This window comes from Streptomyces clavifer (assembly GCF_036345975.1).
Classification (GTDB): Bacteria; Actinomycetota; Actinomycetes; order Streptomycetales; family Streptomycetaceae; genus Streptomyces; species Streptomyces clavifer.
The window spans coordinates 7,137,444-7,161,370 of record NZ_CP107793.1; the positions used below are offsets into that span (position 1 = coordinate 7,137,444).

At 70.9% G+C, this 23,927-nt stretch carries 17 protein-coding genes; 9 read left to right on the forward strand and 8 right to left on the reverse strand.

Translation table 11 applies throughout. From position 1 onward, the window contains the following. Positions 1 to 3 precede the first annotated feature (3 nt). The 3 genes from OG927_RS30950 to OG927_RS30960 all read left to right on the forward strand — a co-directional run bounded on the left by OG927_RS30950 (position 4) and on the right by OG927_RS30960 (position 3,237). On the forward strand, positions 4 to 1,302 hold the full coding sequence (locus OG927_RS30950) for an ABC1 kinase family protein (protein ID WP_319103451.1): 1,299 nt from the start codon (positions 4 to 6) through the stop codon (positions 1,300 to 1,302). Positions 1,303 to 1,504: 202 nt separating this feature from the next. Continuing rightward, positions 1,505 to 2,539, forward strand: a complete 1,035-nt coding sequence (locus OG927_RS30955) for an NAD-dependent epimerase/dehydratase family protein (RefSeq protein WP_056799894.1) — start codon at positions 1,505 to 1,507, stop codon at positions 2,537 to 2,539. Continuing rightward, positions 2,536 to 3,237 carry a maleylpyruvate isomerase family mycothiol-dependent enzyme gene (locus tag OG927_RS30960; RefSeq protein ID WP_056799891.1) on the forward strand — a complete coding sequence of 234 codons (702 nt, stop codon included), beginning with the start codon at positions 2,536 to 2,538 and terminating at the stop codon, positions 3,235 to 3,237. The genes OG927_RS30955 and OG927_RS30960 overlap by 4 nt, the downstream gene beginning before the upstream one ends. A gap of 155 nt (positions 3,238 to 3,392) precedes the next feature. Here OG927_RS30960 and OG927_RS30965 read toward each other — a convergent pair whose 3' ends face one another. The 5 genes from OG927_RS30965 to OG927_RS30985 all read right to left on the reverse strand — a co-directional run bounded on the left by OG927_RS30965 (position 3,393) and on the right by OG927_RS30985 (position 9,188). After that, positions 3,393 to 4,187: a helix-turn-helix transcriptional regulator gene (locus tag OG927_RS30965; RefSeq protein ID WP_056799887.1), complete on the reverse strand. Its 795-nt coding sequence runs from the start codon at positions 4,185 to 4,187 to the stop codon at positions 3,393 to 3,395. Between the two features lie 359 nt (positions 4,188 to 4,546). After that, positions 4,547 to 5,602, reverse strand: coding sequence for a carboxymuconolactone decarboxylase family protein (locus tag OG927_RS30970; RefSeq protein ID WP_056799883.1), 1,056 nt, complete (start codon positions 5,600 to 5,602; stop codon positions 4,547 to 4,549). Positions 5,603 to 5,875: 273 nt separating this feature from the next. Continuing rightward, a complete protein-coding gene (locus tag OG927_RS30975) occupies positions 5,876 to 6,754 on the reverse strand; it encodes an SDR family NAD(P)-dependent oxidoreductase (RefSeq protein WP_056799880.1) in 879 nt (292 codons plus the stop codon). After that, entirely contained in the window at positions 6,751 to 7,386 is a 636-nt protein-coding gene (locus OG927_RS30980) for a carboxymuconolactone decarboxylase family protein (protein WP_056799877.1), read from the reverse strand. Before OG927_RS30980 ends, OG927_RS30975 begins: the two co-directional genes overlap by 4 nt. A gap of 254 nt (positions 7,387 to 7,640) precedes the next feature. Next, positions 7,641 to 9,188, reverse strand: a complete 1,548-nt coding sequence (locus OG927_RS30985; RefSeq protein ID WP_330321157.1) for a GMC family oxidoreductase — start codon at positions 9,186 to 9,188, stop codon at positions 7,641 to 7,643. Positions 9,189 to 9,509: 321 nt separating this feature from the next. Between OG927_RS30985 and OG927_RS30990 the strand changes: the two genes are divergently transcribed. From OG927_RS30990 to OG927_RS31010, 5 genes are read left to right on the forward strand one after another with little or no spacing between them, the layout of a single operon-like run. After that, positions 9,510 to 11,450, forward strand: coding sequence for an ASPIC/UnbV domain-containing protein (locus OG927_RS30990; RefSeq protein WP_241191663.1), 1,941 nt, complete (start codon positions 9,510 to 9,512; stop codon positions 11,448 to 11,450). Continuing rightward, positions 11,447 to 12,466 (forward strand): hypothetical protein, encoded by a 1,020-nt coding sequence (locus tag OG927_RS30995; RefSeq protein WP_056799865.1) that lies wholly within the window; start codon positions 11,447 to 11,449, stop codon positions 12,464 to 12,466. Before OG927_RS30990 ends, OG927_RS30995 begins: the two co-directional genes overlap by 4 nt. Continuing rightward, entirely contained in the window at positions 12,463 to 18,348 is a 5,886-nt protein-coding gene (locus OG927_RS31000; RefSeq protein WP_319103454.1) for a type I polyketide synthase, read from the forward strand. Before OG927_RS30995 ends, OG927_RS31000 begins: the two co-directional genes overlap by 4 nt. Continuing rightward, positions 18,345 to 18,821: an acyl-CoA thioesterase gene (locus tag OG927_RS31005; protein WP_056799862.1), complete on the forward strand. Its 477-nt coding sequence runs from the start codon at positions 18,345 to 18,347 to the stop codon at positions 18,819 to 18,821. Before OG927_RS31000 ends, OG927_RS31005 begins: the two co-directional genes overlap by 4 nt. 5 nt (positions 18,822 to 18,826) lie before the next feature. Next, on the forward strand, positions 18,827 to 19,396 hold the full coding sequence (locus OG927_RS31010; RefSeq protein ID WP_245377952.1) for a flavin reductase family protein: 570 nt from the start codon (positions 18,827 to 18,829) through the stop codon (positions 19,394 to 19,396). A 158-nt stretch (positions 19,397 to 19,554) separates the two neighbouring features. Here the strand turns inward: OG927_RS31010 and OG927_RS31015 are convergent, their stop codons facing one another. Together OG927_RS31015 and OG927_RS31020 are read right to left on the reverse strand one after the other, a co-directional pair. Further along, the gene (locus tag OG927_RS31015; protein WP_056799858.1) at positions 19,555 to 20,952 is read right to left on the reverse strand and encodes a cytochrome P450; all 1,398 of its coding nucleotides are present in this window, start codon (positions 20,950 to 20,952) and stop codon (positions 19,555 to 19,557) included. Further along, positions 20,949 to 21,932, reverse strand: a complete 984-nt coding sequence (locus OG927_RS31020; RefSeq protein ID WP_056799854.1) for a DUF1702 family protein — start codon at positions 21,930 to 21,932, stop codon at positions 20,949 to 20,951. The genes OG927_RS31015 and OG927_RS31020 overlap by 4 nt, the downstream gene beginning before the upstream one ends. A gap of 268 nt (positions 21,933 to 22,200) precedes the next feature. Between OG927_RS31020 and OG927_RS31025 the strand changes: the two genes are divergently transcribed. Beyond that, positions 22,201 to 23,169, forward strand: coding sequence for a hypothetical protein (locus OG927_RS31025; protein ID WP_330321158.1), 969 nt, complete (start codon positions 22,201 to 22,203; stop codon positions 23,167 to 23,169). Between the two features lie 47 nt (positions 23,170 to 23,216). On the opposite strand, the gene OG927_RS31030 is transcribed toward OG927_RS31025, so the two are convergent. Continuing rightward, positions 23,217 to 23,867 (reverse strand): TetR/AcrR family transcriptional regulator, encoded by a 651-nt coding sequence (locus OG927_RS31030; protein WP_056799846.1) that lies wholly within the window; start codon positions 23,865 to 23,867, stop codon positions 23,217 to 23,219. Positions 23,868 to 23,927: the final 60 nt, after the last annotated feature.

The window sequence follows — 23,927 nt, forward strand, 5'->3', positions numbered from 1 at the left end:
GCCGTGCGAGAACAAGGGACCAGCTGGTGGCTGCTGCCGAAGCGTGCCTGTGCCACCGCCCTGATCGTCACCGGACATCTGATCGCCGCCCTGCCGCACACGATGACCCGCGGCGGTCGGACCCGGCTGGCGCTCCGCGCTCCCCGGCTGCTGACCGCGCTGGGGCCGTTCTTCGTCAAGGCGGGGCAACTGCTCAGCACGCGCCGTGACCTGGTCCCCGAACGCTGGTGCGACGCGTTGGGTGAACTGGCCGACGAGGTGCGGCAGCCGAGACGCGCGGCGGTGGCACGCACCCTCGCCGAGGCCGGATTCTCGGATGCCTTCGCCGAGTTCGACTGGGAGCCGGTGGCCTGCGGCAGTATCGCCAGTGTGCACCGCGCACGGCTTGCCGACGGCACCGAGGTCGCCGTCAAGGTGCAGCGGCACGGCATCCGCCCGGTGCTGGAGGCCGATCTGCGGCTGGCCCTGCTCGGCGCGCGGGCCGGTCGGCTGCTGCCGAGCATGCGGGACCTGCCCGCCGAGGAGATGATCGGACAACTCGGCGGCGCTGTCCTGCGCCAGCTCGACTTCACCGCCGAACACGATTCCCTGCTCGCGCTGCGGGGCAACCTCGGCGAACACACCGAACTGCGCATCCCCGCGCCCGTCGAGGGACTGTGCGGACCGACGGTGCTCACCATGGAGTTCGTCCCGGACATCGGCCGGTTCCGGCCCCACGGCATGTCGATGGCCCGCCGCCAGGAGGTGGTCCGCGACGTCCTCCGGGCGGTCTACCGGATGCTCTTCGTGGACGGCGTGGTGCACTGCGACCTGCATCCGGGCAACCTCTGCCTGGACGGTGAGGGACGGGTCGTGGTGCTGGACGCCGGCTTCGTGGTGCAGCTGCCCGACGCGGTGCGGCGCTCCTTCGCCGGCTTCTTCCTCAACATGGCCCAGGGCAACGGCCCGAAGTGTGCGGACATCGTGCTCGACAGCGCCGCGCGGCTCCCCGCTGACATGGACCGGGAGGGCTTCCGCAGCGCGGTGACGGAGCTGGTGGACGAGGTGGCCGGGGCGCTGTCGAAGGACTTCGACCTCGGGGCGTTCGCGCCGCGGCTGTTCAAGCTCCAGAAGGATTTCGGCGTCTTCGCCGCGGCCGAGTTCGCCTTTCCGCTACTGTCGCTGCTGGTGCTGGAAGGAATGATCAAGGAGTTCGACTCCGAGGTCGACTTCCAGGCCGAGGCGGTTCCCGTGCTCATGGCCTCCTTCGCCAAGGACGTCCAAGTGGACGCCGAGCGCCGTGAGAGCGGGTGGGCCGCCTGAGAACCGTGCCGGCCCCGCCGAACCCCGCACCGTCTGCGGACGCCCGTACCCGCCTTCGTGTGGCCCGGGCCGGACGGCACGAACCGCCGCTTGGCGGACATCACCCGACAGCTCCTGCCGGACCGGCTGTGCACGCCTGCGGACCGGCCGTGCCGGCGGGCGAAGCGGCACGTCGAGCAGGGGACGGAAAAGGAGGAACGACATGTTGGTCTGTGTGACAGGAGGCACCGGCTTCCTCGGCTCGCACACGGTCGCCGCCCTCGCGGCCGGCGGAGCACGGATCCGGCTGCTGGTGCGCGACCCGTTACGGCTGGCGCCCGCGCTCGGCCCGCTCGGCATCGACCCGGACACGGTGGAGACCGTCACCGGCGACGTCGCCGACGAGGCGGCGGCGGCCCGCGCGGTCCGCGGCGCCGACGCCGTGATCCACCTGGGGTCGGTCTACTCCTTCGACCGCCGGCGCCGTGACGACATCACCCGCACCAATGTGGCGGGCACCGAAGCGGTCCTGAAGGCGGCGGTCCGGGCCGGGACCGGTACGGTGCTGTACGTCTCGACCGTTGGCGCGCTGATTCCCACCACCGAATCCGAGCTGCGCGCCGAAAGCCCGGTGGGGGACCCCGTTGAGCCCTACCTGGCGAGCAAGGCGGCCTGCGAGACGGTCGCCCGGCGGCACCAGGACGACGGGGCACCGATCCACATCGTCTACCCCCCGGCCCTGCTGGGCCCGGACGACCCGAGGCTCGGTGACCAGACCGGCCGGCTGCGCGACGCGCTGCGCGGCCTGATGCCGCTGTGGCCCACCGGCGGCTTCCCGCTGGGCGACGTGCGTGACACCGCCGCGGTACTCGGGGGACTGGCCCTCGGCCCGCCGCCGGACAAGCCGGTACGGGTCTTCGGGCCCAACCGGTACGTGACGACGGCCGACTACCTGACGGAGCTCCGCGCGGCGACCGGCCGCAGGCTCACGACGCTACGGCTGCCGGGGCGGGCCATGCTTCCCGCCGCCCGGGTCGCCGATGAGGTCCAGCGGTGGTGGCCGTGGCACATACCCGCCGAGTTCGGCGCCGCCTACACCTGCGTGCACGCGGTGCCGGTGGCCCGGGCCGCTACGGCCGACGTCCCCACGGCGCGGCCCGTCGCGACGACGATGGCCGACACCGCTCGCTGGCTCCACCGGGCCGGCCTGCTGACGCGGCGCCAGGCCGGTACCGCGGGCGAGCGGAGCGGGTCATGACGGCGGCGGGGACCGGACACGATCCGGCCGAGCAGTACCACGCCTATCGGCGGACCAGGGAAAACATCACCGGCCTGGTCACCCGGACGCCGGACACGGCCGCCGCCGGCGTGCCCGCCTGCCCCGACTGGACCGTGCGCGACCTGATCGGACACCTGGTCCACATATGCGAGTCGTTCGTCGCCCTGGAGGACAACCAGATCGATCTGGGCCCGGCGGAGGGCGTTGACCTGCCCGGTCTGCTGGACCGGTGGGACGCCCTGGACAGCGAGTTGCGCGAGGCACTGGACCACACCCCCGAACTGCGGCGGCGCATCATGTTGCTCGATGTGTTCTCGCACGAGATGGACCTGCGCGTCGGTCTGGGCGAGACGGTCGCGCCGTCCGGCCATCCGGCGTTCCCCGGCGCGCTGGACCTGGCCACCATGGGCTTCGGCCTCGCGTTGCACGGAGGGAATCTGCCGGCGCTGCGGATCGACACCCCGGAGCGGGACTGGGTGGTGGGCGAGGGGGCTCCCGTCGCCACGGTCCACGGCCAGGCCTTCGACGTGTTCCGGTCGCTGACCGGCCGCCGCACCCGGCACCAGATCGAGGACCTGCGCTGGTCCGGGGACCCGTCGGTGACCTGGATGCCGGCCTTCGCCTGGGGGCCGTTCGCGCCGCCCGCGAACGAGGTGGAGCCGGTCCGCGGGTTCTGACCCACCGGGCCCCGCGAGAGCCGCGGCAGGACTGTCCGGGCCGCACCGGCCGGGCCGGTGCCAAGGGCGGGCCCGGCGCACGGACGGGCCGCACCGCTGGAGAACGCCCGGCCCGTCGCACGACGGGCCGGGCGTTCTCCTTCGCGCCCACGGTCTCAGGTGCCGGTGATGGCGGGCAGCTCGAAGGGAGCAGCGCCGGCCTTCGGCAGACCCGAGAAGTCCAGCTCCGGCAGCGCCAGCAGGATCGGCAGGTCCAGGGGGGTCAGCGGACGCCCGATCAGGTTGACCCGGGTGACCTGGTCCCGTCGTACGTTCAGTACCTGGCTCGAGGCCACCAGCAGCGGGCGCCGCTGACCGAGCGGCGAGGGCGGGTCCTCCATGGCGAGTACGGCCGCCCGGATGTACCAGGCGCCCTCCGGCAGGCGCAGCGAGAACGAACCGGGCCCGTCCAGGATCGCGCAGGCGGTCGGGCGGCCCTGCACGATGGACTCACGGAACGCACCGACGTAGATCCGTACCGGCTGTGCGGTGGGGAGACGAATGGTGCCTTCGAGCTGACTGGCGGGCCGGCAACCGTCGAGGAGCTGTTGCGGCCCCGTGGCGGCCCCGCCGCTCGGCGCGAGCAGTCCGGCACGGGCCAGCGCCCGGTAGCGGGCCGGGGAGTGGCTCACGCTGCGGGTGAAACGACTGGTGAAGGTGCCGAGACTGTTGTAACCGACCCGGTAGGAGATCTCGGTGACGCTGAGATTGGTTTCCAGTAACAGGCTCTTCGCCTGGTGCAACCGGACCACGGAAAGGAATCGGCCCGGAGAGGTGCCGGTGAGATTGCGGAACACCCGGGAAAAGTAGAATTTGCTGAGAATCGCGGTGTTGGCGATCTCGTCGAGCGAGAGTGGTTCCTCGTATCGCTCCCACATCGTCGCTATCGCGCGCTCAACGGCGACCTGCATGGCAATGCTCCAAGCTTGTCGATGAATCGAATGCGTCCTGACGGAAATGGCCGAGCGACATCTCAGAACTGACGCTCTGTCGGTGCGATAATGTGTACCGCAAAGATTTGCGCGGTGTTTCTCCGAGCGTGCTGATGAAGCGAGTACGTCCTGACCGGACGTGCAGGCCAGCGCCTGACGACCGCAGGTCGGCGGGAAAGGGAACCCGCTTTCGGGCGACGACATGAAAGTGCTGGATCCCGCTGAGCTGCATCGGGTATCAACACCTGGAGAATTCAGGGCGCACGGACCCTGTATCGGAGCACCACCGCAAGGCGGTGGGCGGAACAACAGCTGCCGACCCGAGGGGAGCTGGGTATTCAGTTGTCGCGGAGCAGTTGTCCGCTGCGCCGCTGGGCCGCCCGCTGGGCGGCCCACGACGTGACCGCGAGGATCTCCCGGTCACCCCCGCCGTTCTGCCGGAAGGCCGCGATGACCTTGTCGTCCACCCGGTAGGAAGCCAGGGCGGTGAGCAGTGCGAGGTTGCCCGCCGGTCGGTCGGCCGGCGGCAGTTCCCGCAGCGGTGCGTCCAGCCAGGCCCGGCCGAGGCCGGGGTCGCCGCCGTCCCAGCGGGCCAGTTCGGCGGCCACCAGGTCCCGGACCGGCTCCGGCACCAGTTCGGCCGCTGTCAGCTCGACGGCCGCCGTACTGCGGGCCAGCGCCGCGGCGATCCGCGGATCGGCCGCCGCCCAGCCCAGGTCCTCGGGCAGCGGTGCGTCGGGCAGTAGCGACAGCGACGTACCCGCTCGGGGCCTGGCCCGGACGGAGCTGCGCATCAGGCCGGTCAGCACCCGCAGCACGGGGCCCACCGCCCGGTCCGGGGCGTGCGGCGGCAGCGGTTGCGCGCCCAGGAAGACGTTGACCATCCGGTTGAGGTACTGGAGGCAGAACGCGGTCCCGGCCAGCTCCGGCATCAGCTCGGGTGCGAACGGAGGCCTGCCCGCCGAGTCGATCCACGCCGTCAACTGGCCCGGCGCCGTCCCCGCGCCGCCGTTCGGTCCTGCCTTCGCGCCCCGCCCGGACGAAGTGGGCCGGGCAGTCAGGGAGTTGTGCATCGTGGAGTGCATGGTGATGCAGAAGGGGCACTGGTTGCCCCGGGACACGGCGGCGGCCACCGCTTCCTTCGCGGCCCGCGGTACCAGCCCGTCGACCAGCATCGTCTCGCGCAGTGTCATCCAGGAGGCCGCGAGCAGTGCCGGCACCGGGGCGTGCAGGGCTACGGGCGGAGCCAGCACCCCGAAGTCCTGTTCGAGCTCCCGGTAGACCCGGCCGGTGTCGCCGGTCGCCTCATCGAACGGCACGGTCGCGATGTGCCGGACCTGGAGCAGGGACAGCCTCCTGAGCGGCGACTGGATGAGCAGTCTCGGGTCCTTCATGCGTCCGCTCCGGGATCCGGACCGGTGACGTCGCGCCGCGGTGGCCCCGCGTGGCCTTCATACATCGGTGGCACTTCCCTCAGCTCCTCGGCGGATGTCTTTCGGTGAGTCAGTCAATCGTCACACCGATGCGGGGTTCCTCCTTCTTCATTCTTGCGGTCTGACGGCCGGTCCCGAACGATGTGCCGGCACGGCCTGCCGCCGGGCTCGCAGCCGCGCCCCGCCCGGCCGCCACCTTCGGCGGGCCCGGGCGGAGCCACGGTGACGGCACGCCTAGGGGACGGGAAAGAACGCCCGGACGAAGCGTTCGAACATCCTGTCCCCGATGGTCCACCGCATCCGCGGCAGCAGCCGGGACGGCATCCCGATCCGGTACCTGATCCGCGGGTTGTCGCTGGTCACCGCCTTCTCGATGACCTTCGCCACGGTCTCGGCGCGCACCGCCATCCGGCCGCGGCCGCTCGGCTTCTCCGTCTCCCGGTAGGCGCCGTGCCAGTCGACGAAGTACCGCCAGAAGTCGTCGTACAGACCGCCACGTTCCTGCCCGGACATCCCGAGGTCGGCGACCGACATCGGTACGAACCCGCCGAGCACCGGCGACGGCTCGACCAGCACCACCTTGATGCCGAACGTGTCCACCTCCAGGCGCAGCGAATCGCTGATGGCCTCCAACGCGTGCTTGGTGGCCTGGTAGTAGCCGCGGCCCGGGGTGGCGAACTGACCGAAGATGGACGACATCATGATCACCCGGCCGCTGCCCTGCGCCCGCATGCCGGGCAGCACGAGCTGGGTGAGCCGGCACAGTCCGAAGAGGTTCGTTTCGAACTGGCTGCGCACCTCGTCCATCGGCGTCTCGCCGATGGTGCCGTTGAGGCTGTAGGCGGCGTTGTTGATCAGAGTGCCGACCGAGCCGTGCTCGGCGGTGATCTTGTCGACGACGGCCGTCATCGAGTCCTCGTCGTTGACGTCCAGTTGGAGGACCCGGATGCCCTCGGCCTCCAGCTCGGCCAGTGCCTCGGGCCGTCGCGCGGTCGCGTAGACCGGCCAGCCGGCCCGGTGCAGCCGCAGTGCCACGGCCTTACCGGTGCCGGAGGACATGCCGGTGCTCGACGACGCCCCGGTCAGCAGGATCGCACGCGAGGGGCTGCTCATCGGGGTTCTGCCAGCCGCTGCTCGGACACCGTGGCGTCCTCCGGCTGCGAGGCGATCCGGCTGCGGGCCACCGAGTCGCCCAGGCCCAGGCCGTCCACCAGGCGGTTGATGAAGGCGAACAGTGAAGCGGTGAACACCGCCTCCAGCATCTCCGCGTTGGTCCAGCCCGCGGCCTCGGTCCTGGCCCAGTCCTCGTCGGTGACCCGGAACGCACCCGTGCAGATCTGGGTGACCAGGCGCATGAGTTCCTTGGTGCGCTCGTCGATCGGCAGGTCCTCCACCGAGGCGGAGTCGGCGATCGCGTCGGTGAGTTTCTGGTCGCCGCCGAACTGGGCCAGGAACCAGTTGTGGGTGCCCACGCAGTACGGGCAGCCGTTGACCTTGGAGCTCCAGGCGGAGATCATCTCGCGGGTCGCACGCGGCAGCACGCCGTCGTTGAACACGCCGCCGTAGCCGGCGATCACGACCTCCAGCAGGTCGGGCCGGCTGGACACCAGGCGGAACATGTCCGGCACGAAGGGAATGCCCATCCGGGACTTGATCGCCTCGTACAGCTCCGCGGTTCTGCCCTGGGCTTCGTCCTCCCCCACCAGGGGGACGCGGACCGTGCTCAGCACATTCGGATCGGTCATGGATGATCGCCTTTTCTTCCGATTGTGGGAGCCGCCCCGCGAACCAATTCAGAAAAACGGGAATATATCCGGTCTGGTGTAGCGGGTAATTGCGGCGTTGTTTTCTCTCATGGTGGCAGGAATGGTGACGGCGTCTCGTCTTTCAAATTGCCCTGCGTGCGCCCGCCGGCGGGTCCTGGACCTGGACACACGGACGGCCGTTCCGGCGCGGCAGGCGCCGGAACGGCCGTCTGGGAAGGCCGGGCGGGTTCAGTTCACTCGGCGCGCAGCCAGTCCGCCAGCCGCTCACCGATCATGATCGAGGTGAGGTTGGTGTTGCAGTTGACGATGCTCGGCATCACCGAGGCGTCGGCCACGTACAGGTTCTCCACCCCGTGCACCCGCAGCTGTTCGTCCACCACGGCGCCCGCGTCGTCGGCGGTGCCCATGCGGGCCGTGCCCACTGGGTGGTAGCCGCTGTCCAGGCTCACCTTCACGTACTGCTCGACCATCGCGTCCTTCTCGATGAGCTTGTCGTTCAGCACGATGAAGCCGTCGCCCCGCGACGCGATCCCCGGGTGGTTGGCCAGCTCCCAGCAGGTCCGGACGCCCTGGACCATCTTCTCCAGGTCCCGTTCGGTGGAGAGGAAGTCGAGCTGGATGTCCGGCCCCGCCGCCGGGTCGGCCGAGGCCAGCCGCAGCCGGCCGACCGACTCCGGCTGCTGGTCCACCACCATCACGCCGAAGATCATCGAAGCGCCGGCCAGCATCTGGAGCTCGGGGAAGAGCTCCAGGTCGAAGTGGTTGACCATGTAGTACTGCATGTCGTTGAAGTCAGTGGACCCCTTGGCCGTGGTCCGCACCATGGACTGCAGGAACGGCACGTTCTCGTCCAGGGCCCCCTCCTTGGGCCGCATGAACACGCCGGTCCGCGGGTGGTCCATCAGGTGGGCGCCGACCCCGGGCCGGTCCAGCCGGACGTCGATCCCGAGCCTGGTCAGGTCGTCGGCCGGGCCGATTCCCGAACGCATCAGCAGCGTCGGGGTGTTGACCGCGCCGGCCGACAGAACGACCTTGTGCGCCCGCAGTTCCTCCGGCTGGCCGGCACCGGCCGAGACGAGGACGCCGACCGCGCGGTCGCCCTCGAAGAGCACCTCGTGCACCAGCGTCCCGCTGCGGATGGCCAGGTTCTCCCGTGCCCGTACCTCGCCCGTCAGGTACGCCATCGCCGTCGAGACCCGGAAGCGGGGGTCGCGCCGGTTGGACGGGATCGGGCCGATACCGGTCGCCTCGGGGTGGTTGTGGTCGGAGACCTCGGGGAATCCGGCCGCCAGGCTCGCCTCGGTGAAGGCGCGCTGCATGGTGGTCATCTCGTCCGGCTGGAACCTGCGGATCGGCACCGGGCCGCCCTTGCCGTGGTAGCGGCCCTCGAAGTTCAGGTCGTCCTCCAGCCGGCGGAAGTACGGCAGCACCTGCTCGTACGCCCACGCCGGGTTGCCCGCCGCCGCCCACTTGTCGTAGTTCTCGGGCACACCCCGCAGCGCGATGGTGGCACCGACCGCGGACGAGCCGCCGGTGATCTTTCCTCGGGGGAAGAGGATGCGCCGGCCGTCCATGATCTCCGCGCGGTAGTGCCAGTCGTGCTTGCTCATCGACATGGCGTTGCCGTTGATGATGTCGTGCGGGATGTCGGCCGGATCGGGAAAGTCCGGGCCCGCTTCGATGAGGAGCACCGAACGGGCCGGGTCCTCGCTCAGCCGGGCCGCGAGCGCCGCACCCGCGGAGCCCGACCCGACGATGATCGCGTCATACGTGTGCGTCATGGATTTAAACCTCGCCAGACTGTGATTCGACAGGGTCCGATCTCACCCGAGTTTTACAGGCCGCCCGCATCCGGTCTTCTCCGAGACTGCTCAATGACCAGGGCCGTGGATATTCCCCGTACTGAAGGCGAGTGCTCCCTTCGAACCGTGGCAACGTCAGAGAAGCAGCCCTTGCCGGGGTGGTAGATCCTCAAGTGCCAGGTACTGCGACAGTAATTTCGGAATTACGTTCGCAATGACCTCGGCCAGTCGTTCATTTCTCGTTCACGGGAGGGAATTGGGATGTCGTACCGACAGCGATTCCGCAGGCTCATACCAGGGGTGGTCACGATATTGGTGACGACCTCGCTGTTCTTCGTCGTCCGCACATCGGTGTCCGTCGCGGGCGGTGACGAGGCTGCTGCGGCGTACAAGTTCAAGGAAATGCCGATCGCGATGCCGCCCGGATACGAATCGCAGCCGAAGAAGACGATCCGTGAGGTGAACCCTGCCTACGAGAAGATCCGCGCCTGGATCTCCTCGGTCGGCGCCAGCATCGCGGTCAACGATGTCACCGGCAACGGACTCGCCAACGGCATGTGCATCGTCGACACCCGTACCGACTCGGTCGTGGTCACCTACACCCCGACCGCTCGTACCGCCGACCGGTTCACCCCGTTCGTGCTGGACGGCAAGCCGCTGCCGATGGACGACGCCATGGCACCCACCGGCTGCACCCCCGGCGACTTCAACGGCGACAGCCGCAACGACTTCCTGGTCACCTACTGGGGACGCACTCCGGTGCTGTTCCTGGCGAAGTCCGACGCCAAGACCCCGTCCGCGTCCGCGTACGTCCCGCGCGAGGTCGTCGCCTCGCAGAGTCTCGACGGCAAGTACCACGGGCCGCGGTGGAACACCGACGCCGTCTACGTCGCCGACCTCGACGGCAGCGGCCACCCGTCGATGATCGTCGGGAACTACTTCCCGGACTCCGACGTGCTCGACCCGAACGGCCTCAACAACGTCGAGATGAACGACTCGCTGTCCAGCGCGAAGAACGCAGGCGGTAACCGCGTGCTGCGCTGGTACAAGGGCTCGGCCGGCACCAACCCGGACGTCTCCTTCGTCGAGGACAAGGACGCCATCCCGTACGACAACTCCACCGGCTGGACGCTGGCCATCTCCGGCGCCGACCTGACCGGCTCCGGACTGCCCGACGTCTACATCGCCAACGACTTCGGCCACGGGCACCTGCTGCACAACCGCTCCACCCCCGGCAACATCCGCTTCACGGAGGCCAAGGGCGAGCGCACCCCGACGACCCCGAAGTCGTTCGTGCTCGGCGACGGCTCCTTCAAGGGCATGGGGGTCGACTTCGGTGACGTCGACAGCAACGGCAGCTTCGACATGATGGTCAGCAACATCACCGTCGCCTGGGGCCTGGAGGAGAGCAACTTCCTCTGGGTCAACCAGGCCGACAGCCCGGCCGCCGCGAAGGCCAAACTGCAGGACGGCATCGCCCCGTTCAAGCAGGAGGCGCAGAAGAACGGCGTCGCCTGGACCGGCTGGGGCTGGGACGCCAAGATGGGCGACTTCCTCAACAACGGCCAGCAGAACATCCTGCAGGCCGACGGCTTCGTCAAGGGCGACATCGACCGCTGGCCGTGGCTCCAGGAATTGGCCATGACCAACGACAACCTGCTCTCCAACCCCGCGATGTGGCCGCACGTCGGCCCCGGTGACGACCTGGCCGGCGACGAGGTGATGGCGTTCTACGCCCGGACCAGCAGCGGCAAGTACGCGAACGTGAGCAAGCAGCTCGGCCTCGACGTCCCGATCCCGACCCGTGGGATCGCCACCGCCGACACCACTGGCAGCGGCGCGCTGGACTTCGCGATAGCCCGCCAGTGGGGCCCTCCGGCGTTCTATGCCAACCAGGCCCCGAAGCTGGGCAACGACCTGACACTGCGGCTGTACCGGCCCGCGCCGGACTCCACCGCTGGAGAGGGGCTGGCCGCGACCGGCTCGCCCGCGTACGGCACCACGGTGAGCATCACCACGCCGCAGGGGCGGCAGATCGCCCAGCTCGACGGCGGCGGCGGGCACGGAGGCTTCCGTAGCTTCGACGTGCGCTTCGGCCTCGGCACCTACACCGGCCCGGTGGAAGCGCACTTCACCTGGCGCGACAGCGGGGGCGGCCTGCACACCAAGACCCAGCAGCTCTCCGCGGGCAGCCACACCCTCATGCTGACCGACGACATCCAGGAGGTGACGAGCCGATGACCGACAACCGTTCCCAGACTGTCAAGGCGGCTCCGCACGCCGCCCAGCCCCACGCCGGGAAGAGGAAACCCAACCGGGATCCCCGCTACCTGGCACTGCGCAACTTCGCCATCTCCATGAGCGTGTTCAACATCCTGGGCTACACCCTGCTCGGCTTCGAGCAGCCCTGGCTGTGGCCGATCATCTGCGCGCCGTTCGCCTACGCGGTCGAGATGGTGCTGGAGGTGATCAGCGCCTGGGCCCAGAAGCGCCGGGCCCGCTTCCTGGGCGGCGGGTTCCGCAGGGTGTACGAGTTCCTGCTGCCCGCCCACATCACCGCGCTCGCGGTGAACATGTTGCTCTACGCCAACGACCTGCTGCTGCCCATCCTGCTCGGTGTCTTCATCGGCGTGGCCGGCAAACACGTCCTCCAGGCACCGATCAACGGCCGCATGCGGCACTACATGAACCCGTCCAACTTCGGCATCACCGTCTCGCTGCTCCTGTTCGGCTCCTGGATCAGCATCGCCCCGCCGTACGAGTTCACCGAGAACGCGAACACGTTCTTCCGGGTCGGCATCCCGCTGGTCATCGCCACCGCCGGCACGGTCATCAACGCCATGCTGACCAAACGGATCCCGCTGATCGTCGGCTGGCTCGGCGCCTTCGTCATCCAAGCGGTGCTGCGCCACTTCATATGGGACGTGGCGATCTGGTCCGCGCTCGGGCCGATGAGCGGTGTCGCCTTCGTGCTCTTCACCAACTACATGATCACCGACCCCGGAACCACCCCCTCGAAGGCCCGCAACCAGTTCATGTTCGGCTCCTCGGTCGCCATGGTCTACGGGCTGCTGATGGTCTTCAACGTCGTGTACACCCTCTTCTTCGCCACCACGATCGTGTGTGCCGTCCGCGGTATCGGCTGGTGGGTCGCCCACGGCCTGCAACGGCGCCGGGGCAACGGCGCGACGAGCGGAACGGTGGCGCAGCCCGCCGAGCCACAGCGCCTGGCCGGCAACGAGGCGGTGGCGGCATGACCGTAAGCGAACCGAGGCCCGTGACCACGGCCGAGGACGACGAGCGGGCACCCTCGGGCCGCATCGCGGTGGTCGGCATCGCCTGCCGCTACCCCGACGCCGAGAACCCCGAACAGCTCTGGCAGAACGTACTGGCGGGCCGCCGTGCCTTCCGTAAACTGCCCGACCAGCGGATGCGTGCCGAGGACTACTACTCACCCGATCCCGCCGCGCCCGACCGCTTCTACAGCGCCAAGGCAGCGGTGATCGAGGGATTCGAGTTCGACCGGGTCCGCTACCGGGTGGCGGGCAGCACCTTCCGCTCCACCGACATGACCCACTGGCTCGCCCTGGACACCGCGGCCCGCGCCCTGGAGGACGCCGGCTTCCCGTTCGGCGAGGGGCTGGCGGACGTCAACACCGGCGTCATCATCGGCAACACCCTCACCGGGGAGTTCAGCCGGGCCAATCTGATGCGGCTGCGCTGGCCGTACGTCCGCCGCACCGTCGGCGCCGCGCTGCGCGAGCAGGGCTGGGACGACGAGGCGCTCACCGCCTTCCTCGACAGTCTCGAACAGCGCTACAAGAGCGCCTTCCCGCCCATCGGCGAGGACACCCTGGCCGGCGGCCTCGCCAACACCATCGCCGGCCGCATCTGCAACCACTTCGACTTCAAGGGCGGCGGTTTCACCGTCGACGGCGCGTGCTCGTCCTCCCTGCTGTCGGTCTCCACCGCGTGCGACGCGCTGGCCCGCGGCACGATGGACGTGGCGGTGGCCGGCGGTGTGGACCTGAGCATCGACCCCTTCGAAGTGATCGGCTTCGCCAAGACCGGCGCGCTGGCCACCGGCGAGATGCGGGTCTACGACAAGGGCGCCAACGGCTTCTGGCCCGGCGAGGGCTGCGGCATGCTGGTCCTGATGCGGGACGAGGACGCCCGCGCGCAGGGCCGGTTCCGCTACGCCACCATCGCCGGCTGGGGCTACTCCTCCGACGGGAAGGGCGGCATCACCCGGCCCGAGGCCAGCGGCCACCGGCTCGCCCTACGACGCGCCTACCGCACGGCCGGCTTCGGCATGGAGACCATCGGCCTCCTGGAGGGCCACGGCACCGGAACGGCCGTCGGTGACGCCACCGAGCTGCGCGCCTTCTCCGAGGCCCGCCGCGCCTCCGGGGCTCTCGCCCCGGCAGCCCTGAGTACCGTCAAGGGCAACTTCGGCCACACCAAGGCGGCGGCCGGGGTCGCCGGGCTCCTCAAGGCGATCCTCGCGGTCCGCCACCAGGTGATCCCGCCCGCCACCAGCCACGTCGACCCGCACCCCGAACTCCTCGGCCCCGAGCCCGCGCTGCGGGTCCCGGACCGTGCCGAGCTGTGGCCCGAGGACATGCCCATCCGGGCCGGGGTCTCCTCCATGGGCTTCGGCGGCATCAACGCCCACGTCGTGGTCGAGCACGCCGACGGCTTGCGGCGCAGCGCCGTGCCGAGCGTCACCCGCAAACTGGTCGCCTCCCGGCAGGACGCCGAGCTGTTCCTGCTGGACGGCGCCGACCCGGAGGAACTGCGGGAGAAGGCGACCCGCCTCGCGGAGTTCTGCGCCCAGCTGTCGTACGCCGAACTCGGTGACCTGGCAGCCACGTTGCAGGGCGAGCTCGACGGCCGGCCGTTGCGCGCCGCGGTGCTCGTCGCTTCGCCCGAACAGGCCACCGAGCGGCTCACCGAGCTGGCCGGACAACTGGCCGCCGGGGCCCGCTCGCTGCTGGACACCCAGGGGGGCGTCTTCCTGGGCGGCGCCGGATCGGCCCCCCGGATCGCCTTCCTCTTCCCCGGCCAGGGCGCCGGAAAGCGGGGCGACGGAGGCGCGCTGCGCCGCCGGTTCGCCGCCGTGGACGAGTTGTACGACCGGCTCTCGCTGCCCACCGACGGCGACCTGGTCGCCACCGACGTCGCCCAGCCCCGGATCGTGGCCGCCTCGGTCGCGGGCCTGCGCATCCTGGACATCCTCGGCATCGAGGCGGTCCGGGCCACCGGGCACAGCCTCGGGGAACTTACGGCCCTGCACTGGGCGGGCGCGATGGACGAGCCGACCGTGCTGAGCGCGGCCGGCGCCCGTGGCCGGATCATGGCCGCGGCCAGCGACGGCGATGGCACGATGGCCGCGCTCGCGACCACCCCCGAACTCGCCGAGACCCTGACCGCCGGCGAGCCGGTGGTGATCGCCGGCTACAACAGCCCGCGGCAGACCGTGGTGTCCGGCCCGGTCGCGGCGGTCGAACGAGTCTGCGCACGGGCGGCCGGACAGGGCGTCGGCACGGCGAGGATCAATGTCTCTCATGCCTTCCACTCACCGGCCGTCGCCCCGGCCGCGGCCGGACTCGCCGAGCACCTGGAAACCGAGCGGTTCGGCCCGGTCGGCGAGGGACTGGTCTCCACCGTCACCGGCGGGCTGCTGCCCGCCGACACCGACGTGGTGGACCTGCTCACCCGCCAGGTACTGCAACCGGTCCGGTTCACCGAGGCGCTCCAGGAGATGGACGGCGAGGTGGACCTGCTGATCGAGGTCGGACCGGGCCACGTACTGAAGTCGCTGGCCGCCGAGATCCTGCCGGATGTGCCCGCGGTCGCCACCGAGGCGGACGCCCTGTCACTGACCGGGCTGCTCGGCACGGTCGCCGCCGCCTGGACGATGGGCGCGCCGGTCCGGCACAGTCGGCTCTTCGCCGGGCGCTTCACCCGGCCGCTGCCGCTGGACAAGGAGTTCCAGTTCTTCGCCAGCCCCTGCGAGTCCAACGGCGAGGACTTCGTGCTGGAGCAGTCGATGACGGCCGCGCTGCCCGAGCTCACCGCTCTCGCGGCCACCGCCGCCACCACGGCAGTCAACGGGGAGGACGCCTCCAGCCTGGAGGTACTGCTCCGGCTGGCCGCCGAGCGTGCCGAACTCCCGGTCGAAACGGTCGATCCGGCGGCCAACCCGCTCGACGAACTGCACCTCAGCTCCATCACCGTCGGCCAGATCATGAACCAGGCCGCCCAGGAGCTGGGCATCTCCGCCCCCATGGTCACCACCGCGTTCGCCACCTCCACGCTGGGGCAACTCGCCGAACTCCTCGACGAGCTGGCCGAGCAGTCGCCCGACGACCACCAGCCGTCCGCCGCCCCCGGCGTCGCGAGCTGGGTACGCCCGTTCGTGGTCGATCTGACACCGGCCGAGCTGCCCGGCGGCCCCGCCGCCGGGCCCGGTGGCGACTGGGAGGTCTTCGCCTCCGACCGGCACCCGCTGGCCGGCCCGCTGGCCGAGAAGCTGCGCGCGACCGGGCCCGGCGCGGGCGTCCTGCTCGCCCTGCCCCGCGACTGCGGTCAGGAGCACGTCGGGCTGATGCTCGACGCCGCCCGAGCCGCACTCGATCCGGAACGGCGTGCCGCCGGCACCCGGCTGGTCGCCGTCGGCGACCGCAGGGGAGCGGCGGGCCTGGCCAAGACGCTGCACCTGGAGGCACCGGACATCCCGGTCACCGTCGTCACCCTGCCGTTGCCCGAGGACATGACGGCCGACGCCGCCCAACGGATCGGCGTCCGGATCACCGCGGACGTCCTGGCCACCACCGGATTCAGCGAGGTGCACTACGACTCCGAGGGCGTGCGGCGGGAGCCGGTGCTGCGGGCGGTGGAGCTCGCGACGGGCTCCACCCACCAGGCGCTGGACGACGGCGACGTCCTGCTGATCACCGGCGGCGGCAAGGGCATCACCGCCGAGTGCGCCATCTCGCTGGCCGGGCCGAGCGGTGCGGCGATCGGGCTGATGGGCCGCTCCGACCCCGCCGAGGACGCCGAGCTCGCGGACAACCTGGCCCGGATGGAGGCGGCGGGTGTCCGGGTGTACTACGCGCGGGCCGACGTCACCGACGTCGACCAGGTCAAGGCCGCGGTCGGCGAGATCACCAAGGCGCTCGGCCCGGTCACCGGGCTGCTGCACGGTGCGGGCCGCAACCAGCCGCAGGCACTCGCCAACCTGGACGAGGACTCGTTCCGCCGCACACTGGCCACCAAGATCGACGGTGTGGAGGCCGTGCTGGCCGCGATCGACCCGGCGTCGCTGCGGCTCTTCGTGACCTTCGGCAGCATCATCGGCCGGGCGGGACTGCGCGGCGAGGCGGACTACGCGACCGCCAACGACTGGCTCACCGAGCTGACCGTCAAGTTCCAGCAGGACTACCCGGACTGCCGCTGCCTGGCACTGGAGTGGTCGGTCTGGTCCGGTGCCGGCATGGGGGAGCGGCTGGGCGTCCTGGAGGGGCTGGTCCGCGAAGGCATCGAGCCGATCCCCGCAGACCAGGGCGTGGAACTGCTCGGCCGACTGCTGGCCGACACCGGTGTCCCGCCGGCCCTGGTGGTGATGGGCCGGGCCGGCGGCCTGCCGACGCTCACCCTGGAGCAGCGCGAACCGCCGCTGCTGCGGTTCCTGGAACGCGTCCAGGTCCACTACCCCGGCATCGAACTGGTCGCGGACGCCGAACTCGGCGCCGGCAGCGATCTCTACCTGGCCGACCACCTGCTGGACGGCGACCTGCTCTTCCCCGCGGTCCTCGGCATGGAGGCCATGACCCAGGTGGCCACCGCGTTGACCGGCCACCGGGATACGCCGGTGCTGGAAGACATGCGGTTCCTGCGGCCCATCGTGGTCCCGCTGAACGGCACGACGACCCTGCGGGTGGCCGCCCTGGTCACCGGACCCGGCACCGTCGAGGCGGTGGTGCGCAGCAGTGAGACCGGCTTCCAGGCCGACCACTTCCGGGCCACCCTGCGCTTCGGCGTGCCGGAGCCGGTCGGTGACCCGGCGCCGGTCACCGACCAGGTGCCACGGGTGCCACTGGCACCCGATGAGCTGTACGGGCCGGTGCTCTTCCAGGGCGACCGCTTCCAGCGGCTGCTCGGCTACCGGGACCTGGCCGCCAAGCACTGCCTGGCCGAGATCGACGACACTCCCCGGGCCGACTGGTTCGCCGCCTACCACCCGGGCGAACTGGTACTGGCCGACCCGGGCACCCGTGACGCGCTCATGCACTCCATCCAGGCGTGCGTGCCCGACGCCACGCTGCTGCCGGTGAGCGTGGCACGGCTGCATCTCGCGGCCCGGCCGGCGCAGCACACCGGCCGACTGCTGTTCCTCGACGCCCGCGAGCGGTCCCGGGACGGCGACAGCTACCTCTACGACCTGGACGTCCGCGACGAGGTGGGCCGGCTGGTCGAGCGCTGGGAGGGCCTGCTGCTGCGGGCGGTGCGCAAGCAGGACGGAGCCGGACCCTGGCTGCCGGCCCTGCTCGGCCCCTTCCTGGAACGGCGCGCCGAAGCGGCGCTCGGCCACCCGCTGCGGTGCGTCGTGCTGCCCGGAGGCTCGGTGGACGGGTCCTCGGTGGACGAGCGCCGGCAGCGCACCGCCCAGGCGGTGAGCTGGGCGCTGGGGCGTACCACCGAGGTGCACCACCGGCCCGACGGACGGCCCGAACTGGCCGGCATGCGACGGGTGTCCTCCTCGCACGCGGCGGGCGTCACCTTCGCCGTGGTCGCCGACCAGGCCGTCACCTGCGACGTCGAGGTGGCCGCCGAGCGGCCGGCCGACGCGTGGGCAGCGCTGCTCGGCGCCGACGGCCTGGCGCTGGCACGGCTGCTCGCCGAGGGGCGGGGCGAGGCGCTGAGCCTGGCCGCCACCCGGGTGTGGGGCGCGGTGGAGACACTGCGCAAGGCGGGCTACGCGGTGGCCGCGCTGAGCCTGGACGGCGACGCGGGACTGCCGGCCGGCTGGGTGGCCTTCCGCGGCGGCGCACACCGCATCACGTCCTTCGCGACCGCCCTGGAGGGCGTCGCCGATCCCGTGTCGTTCACCGTGCTGACCGAGGGGACCCGATGACGCAACCGGCCTACTACGAGTACCGCCACCTGGTCGGCTTCGAGGAGACCAACCTCGTCGGCAACGTCTACTACGTCAACTACCTCCGCTGGCAGGGCCGCTGCCGGGAGATGTTCCTGCGCGACCGGGCTCCCGACGTGCTCGCCGACATCCGGGCCGACCTCAAGCTGTTCACCCTGAAGGTGGACTGCGAGTTCTTCGCCGAGATCACCGCCTTCGACGAACTGTCCATCCGGATGCAGCTGCTGGACCTCACCCAGACCCAGATCGCCTTCACCTTCGACTACGTGCGGCTCGGGCCTGACGGAAGCGAAACCCTGGTCGCGCGCGGGCAGCAGAGGATCGCCTGCATGCGCGGCCCCAACACAGACACCCGCCCGACCAGGGTCCCCGAGCCGCTGCGGTTCGCCCTGGTCCCTTACAGCGTCTCCGGTACGGCGTCCTCCCGGACGCCCACCACTACTGCGGGGTGATCCACATGTCCATCGTCCCATCCGCCTCTGTTCCGCTGCCCGGTCCGCTCGACCTGCCGCCACTTCCCGCGGAGGCGCCCGAGGCGGACATCCACGACCGTCGCGCACTGCGCGGGGTGCTGGGGCGTTTCGCCACCGGGGTGACCGTACTGACCGCGGGACGCGACGCGCCGCGCGGCATGACCGCCAACTCCTTCACCTCCGTCTCCCTCGAACCGGCCCAGGTGCTGGTGTGCGTCGTGAAGTCGGCGGCCATCCACCAACTCGTGCTGGCCGAGCGGGCTTTCGCGGTCTCGGTGCTCAGCCGGGACCAGGAATGGGTGGCCCGCCACTTCGCCGACCACTCACGCCCGCGCGGTGCGGCGGAGTTCGCCGGCATCGACCACGAACCCGGCCGGCACACCGGAGCCCCCGTGCTGGGCCACGTCCAGGCATGGCTGGAGTGCCGGCTCAGCGCCATCCACGACGGGGGTGACCACACCATCTTCGTGGGCTCGGTACTGGGCGCGGGCAACGCGTCGGGCGAGGACCCGCTGCTCTTCCTGGGCGGGGCCTTCCGCCGCATCGCCGCCTGAGCCCGGTTCGACCAGGAAGCCCGGCCGGCTGCCCCGGCCGGGCTTCCCGTGTTGCCCGCCGCACCCCCCGGCGGACTCCGGAACGCGAACGGCCGCCCCGGGCTACTGCTGCCCGGGGCGGCCGTTGGCGTGACCGATCCGTCCTCGCCGGCACACCGTCAGTTCCGCGCCTCCACGGTCATCGGCAGGCCGCCCTTGACCCGCAGGGTCAGCATCGGCTCGGCCCGCACCTTGTGGCCCGGGGGGACCGAGAGCCGCAGCCGGCGCAGCAGGACGGCGAGCACCACCGTGGCCTCCATCATCCCCAGGCTGCTGCCGACACAGACCCGCGGTCCCGCACCGAACGGTACGTAGCTGTACCGGTGCCGGTCCGCGGAGCGGCCCTTGGCGAACCGTTCCGGGTCGAACCGGTCCGGGTCCTCCCAGAAGTCCGGGTGCCGGTGCAGTGTGTAGGGGCACAGCACCACATCGGCGCCTGCCGGAACCCGGTAGCCGCCGATCTCGTCCGCCGCCAGCGCCCTGCGCGGCAGCAGCCACACCGCCGGGTACAGCCGCATCACCTCCTGGAGCACCATCGACGTGTACGTGAGCCGGTGGAAGTCCTCGATGGTCGGCAGCCGGTCGCCCAGCACCTCGTCGACCTCGGCGCGTACCCGGTCGCCCGCTTCGGGGTGCCGGTCCAGCAGATACAGCGTCCAGTTGAGGGTGCTGGCGGTGGTGTCGTGCCCGGCGAGCAGCAGGGTGATCAGCTCGTCGCGCATCCGGTTCTGCCGGACCGCCGGATCCCGCTCGTCGGCCGTCGCGTCGATGAGGCGCGAGAGCACGTCGTCGCGAGTGCCGTCGGAAGCCGGGTGCTGTTCCCGCTCCTGGGCGAGCGCGGCCACGATGCGGTTCAGTTCGGCCCGCGCCTTGCGGAACCTCAGCTGCAGGGGCAGCGGTACCCAGGTGGGCACCGAACTCAGGCTCATCATCTCGAAGACGGCCTGGTCCTGGACGATTTCGAAGGCCTCGCCGATGGACTCGTACGCGCCCAGGTCCGCGTCCAGCAGCGAGCGGCCGAGCACCCCGAGGGTGAGCCCGGTCATCTCCTGCCGGATGTCCACCGCTCCCGCGCCCGCCGACCGCCTCAGCCGGTCGGCCAGCAGCAGCGCCTCCTCGCCGATGGCCCCGATCTGCCGGTTGATCCGGCGCGGCTGGAACGCCGGCTGGATCACCTTGCGCTGGGCACGCCACAGGGGGCCCTCACTGGTCAGCAGGCCGTCGCCGAGCGCGCGGCGGGCGTGCACCAGACCGATGCCCTTGTGGTAGTTGGCGCTGTTGTCGGTCAGTACCCGGCGGATGTGGTCGGGGTGGTTGAAGAAGTACAGGGTCTTGGGGCCGAGCGGCAGCCGTACCGCGTCGCCGTAGGTGGCCGCCGCCTCGGTCATCACTGCCAGCCGGTCGGAGGCCATCCGGGCCAGGAGCACCGGGGTGCCGGCCCGCGACGGCCCCGGTGGCCGACGCGGCCGGCCGCCGCCCGGCGGGGCCGGGGCCGGTACCGAGTCCACGCCGGTCATGCCCGCGCCTCGGGGGCGTCGCTGGAGACGCGCTCGGCGATCTCCCGGCGCCATACCTCGTACGCCGTCAGCCGGCCGTCCACGACGGGCTCGGGCCGGGCCCGCGAGCAGACCTCGGTGACCTGCTGCGGGCTCATGCCGCAGAGCAGTCGCGCGGCCATTTCGGTGTGCGGTGTCAGCAGCCCGGACTCCACCCGGGTGGTCGAGGCGAAGGCCACGCCCTGGGCGAGTTGCGGCCGGTACTGGCCGGCCCGTTCGAGCAGGTACAGCAGCTCGGCCTCGCCGGCACCGCCCGCGTAGCAGGCGGCCAGGCCGACCCCGCTGTAGAGATCGGCCCGCCGGTCCGCCGCGAAGCTGTCCACCAGGTCCGCGACCACGGCAGGGTCGGTGCCGCCGATGAACCAGAGCGCCCGCCCGATGCCCTGGTCGACGGCGTGCCCGGCGTACCGCCGAGTCTCGTCGCCGGGCCACGGGAAGGACGGGTCCCGGTACTGCTCGCGCACATAGCGCTGGGTACGGAAGTAGGCCTGGTGGAAACCGTATCCGTCCAGGGCCAGCCATCGCAGCAGTGGGTCGGCGGGTGCGATGGACGCCCACCGGAAGCGGGGCAGCCGGGCCATCGCCCAGCCGACCCCGACGTGCACCATGTAGCCGTGCGGGGCGCCGTGGCCCGCCAGGAAGGCCGATATCCGGCCGTTGCCGGGTATCGGAAGTCCGTCCAGCATGGCCAGTCCCATCGCCGCGCCCTCGTAGGCGAAGCCGCGGAACCGCACCGGAATCCGTTCCAGCCGCTGGTGCGCCTCGTCCTGGTCGCGTGCCTCGACGGCGAACGCGTACCCGTCGAGGAAGGTCGCCCCGACTGTTTCGAGCGTCTCCCGCGCCTCGGGGCTCTTCTCGTGGAAGCCCCGGGTCGACAGCTTGGTCTCGTTGTGGCTCGGTGTCATCAGACGGCGCCTGACCGCTCGCCAGCTCGCGCTCATCGTTGCCCTCCAGCCCGCCGCGCGCCCGGACGGCCGCAGCTCTCCGGTTACATGCTCCGGTTCCGCGGCCCGCCGTACTACTTCTGCCGTGCCGGTACCGGGCAATTCAGGAGTAGGCACGGAACGGGTCGGGTCCCGACAATCAGTCGCGTCGCCCGCACGTCCCCACATCCGAGGTCTCGCATGCGGCCGTCCCGCAGGGGAGCGGCCGGGATCGCGGACCTCGTGCACCGGTTCCGGCACCGCCCCACCCCAGAGGAGACCTCACGTGACCGATACCACTTCCCCTCCGGCCCCGACGGCCCCACCGCACGCCACGTCGCTCTTCGTCAACGGCCTGTTCCCGCGCCGCCGGGTCCTGCTCCTCGTGCTCAGCCTGCTCGGCGGCTTACTGATCGCCTACGCATGGTCCTCGAAGCTGGCGGACGACGAGATCGGCTTCCGCACCGCCAGCCAACTGCTCGGTCATGACGCCAAGGACACGCCGCTGTCCGGCATCGCCTCCGGGGTGCTCTTCGCCCTGGTGTCCGGGCTGGCAGGCTCCTTCACGGCCTGCAACGTGGCCGTGTTCGGAGCGGTGGGACCGCTGGTCGGTCAGATCAGCCTGACCCGCCGTCAGCGGCTGGCACACGCACTGCGGCCGCTGGGCTGGATGGTTGCCGGCATGCTGCCGGTCTCGGCCGCCTACGGGGTGCTGGTCGGTCTCATCGGCACCCACATGCCGCAGTTCTCGGCGGCGCAGACGCACGGCATGTCACCCCGAATCGCCCAGGCCATGATCGTGTACGGGGTGCTCGGCCTGTTCATGCTGGCGCTCGGGCTGGCCGCGGCCGGTCTGATCCGCGACCCGCTGGCGGCAGTCTCGCGCCGGTACCCGAACGCTCCGCTGGTGTTGATCGGCGCCATGGTCGGCGCCTTCCTGATCGGCCGCCCCTACCCGCTGTTCCGTAACCTGTTCCGGCAGGCGGCCGAGGAACACAACCCGCTCTACGGAGCAGTCGCCTTCTCGCTCCAGTCCATCGGCAACTTCGTGGTGATGGCGGTGCTCTTCCTGCTCCTGTCCTACACCCTCAGCCGGCCCGTCCAGCGCTGGCTGGCCACCAAGCCGGGCCGGGTGGCGACGCTGACCGCGTCCGCGTTCCTGGTGGCCGGCGCGTTCACGGTCATCTACTGGGACATCCGGATGCTGGGCAGGCTCGACTACATATGGTTCCCGACGGCTCCCTGGAATGCGTAGCGGGTTTCTCTCCACCCCGGCGTGACCACCAACGGCGGCTCCGGGCCCTACTGGGTCCGGAGCCGCCGTTGTGCGGCCCTGGCCAGGGACTCCTGGGCCCGCTGCGGATCGTCCCCCGCGCCCAGGATCATTCCGCTCACCTGCGCCTCGAAGCAGACGTCCGCGGTGTTGGGCTCGACCAGGTAGCCGCCGAGGTCCAGGGTGACCAGGCCGTGCAGGGCGATCCACAGCTGATGGGCGACCAGTTCGGGGTCGAAGGGACGGAAGCGGCCGGTCGCGGCGCAGCGCTTGACCGCTCCGACGAGGATGTCCAGGGTGTAGCGGCCGTGCTGCCGGTCGGCGTCGGTGAGGGAGAAACCGCTGAGGCCCGAGCCGCCGAACATCACGTTGTACAGGTGCCAGTGCTCCCGGGCGTTGTCCCGGTACGCCCAGCCGAGCGCGAGCACGTCGGCGACCGGGTCGTCGCTCTCCTCGACCGCCCCCATCCTGTCGCCGAGCAGCCTGAACCCCTCGTGGACCATCGCGCGCACCAGGTCGTCCATTCCGCCGAAGTACGTGTAGACGGCCGTGGTCGAGGTGCCCACCATGGCTGCCAGCTTGCGGGTGGACAGTGCGGCCGGCCCCTCCTCGCCGAGCAGCTTCGCCGCGGCGTCGATGAGTTGGGGACGGAGATTCGGGTCAACGGGTCGTGGGCTCACCCTTGACAGTATGGCGGGCGGCTGTGACGCTATTACGTGACAGCGTTACGTAACGATGAT

Excerpts from the sequence above, each read along its gene's own strand:
- OG927_RS30955 (WP_056799894.1), top strand. The coding sequence starts at position 1,505 with ATGTTGGTCTGTGTGACAGGAGGCACCGGCTTCCTCGGCTCGCACACG.
- OG927_RS30960 (WP_056799891.1), top strand. The coding sequence starts at position 2,536 with ATGACGGCGGCGGGGACCGGACACGATCCGGCCGAGCAGTACCACGCC.
- OG927_RS30965 (WP_056799887.1), bottom strand. The coding sequence starts at position 4,187 with ATGCAGGTCGCCGTTGAGCGCGCGATAGCGACGATGTGGGAGCGATAC.
- OG927_RS30970 (WP_056799883.1), bottom strand. The coding sequence starts at position 5,602 with ATGAAGGACCCGAGACTGCTCATCCAGTCGCCGCTCAGGAGGCTGTCC.
- OG927_RS30975 (WP_056799880.1), bottom strand. The coding sequence starts at position 6,754 with ATGAGCAGCCCCTCGCGTGCGATCCTGCTGACCGGGGCGTCGTCGAGC.
- OG927_RS30980 (WP_056799877.1), bottom strand. The coding sequence starts at position 7,386 with ATGACCGATCCGAATGTGCTGAGCACGGTCCGCGTCCCCCTGGTGGGG.
- OG927_RS30985 (WP_330321157.1), bottom strand. The coding sequence starts at position 9,188 with ATGACGCACACGTATGACGCGATCATCGTCGGGTCGGGCTCCGCGGGT.
- OG927_RS30995 (WP_056799865.1), top strand. The coding sequence starts at position 11,447 with ATGACCGACAACCGTTCCCAGACTGTCAAGGCGGCTCCGCACGCCGCC.
- OG927_RS31000 (WP_319103454.1), top strand. The coding sequence starts at position 12,463 with ATGACCGTAAGCGAACCGAGGCCCGTGACCACGGCCGAGGACGACGAG.
- OG927_RS31005 (WP_056799862.1), top strand. The coding sequence starts at position 18,345 with ATGACGCAACCGGCCTACTACGAGTACCGCCACCTGGTCGGCTTCGAG.
- OG927_RS31010 (WP_245377952.1), top strand. The coding sequence starts at position 18,827 with ATGTCCATCGTCCCATCCGCCTCTGTTCCGCTGCCCGGTCCGCTCGAC.
- OG927_RS31015 (WP_056799858.1), bottom strand. The coding sequence starts at position 20,952 with ATGACCGGCGTGGACTCGGTACCGGCCCCGGCCCCGCCGGGCGGCGGC.
- OG927_RS31020 (WP_056799854.1), bottom strand. The coding sequence starts at position 21,932 with ATGAGCGCGAGCTGGCGAGCGGTCAGGCGCCGTCTGATGACACCGAGC.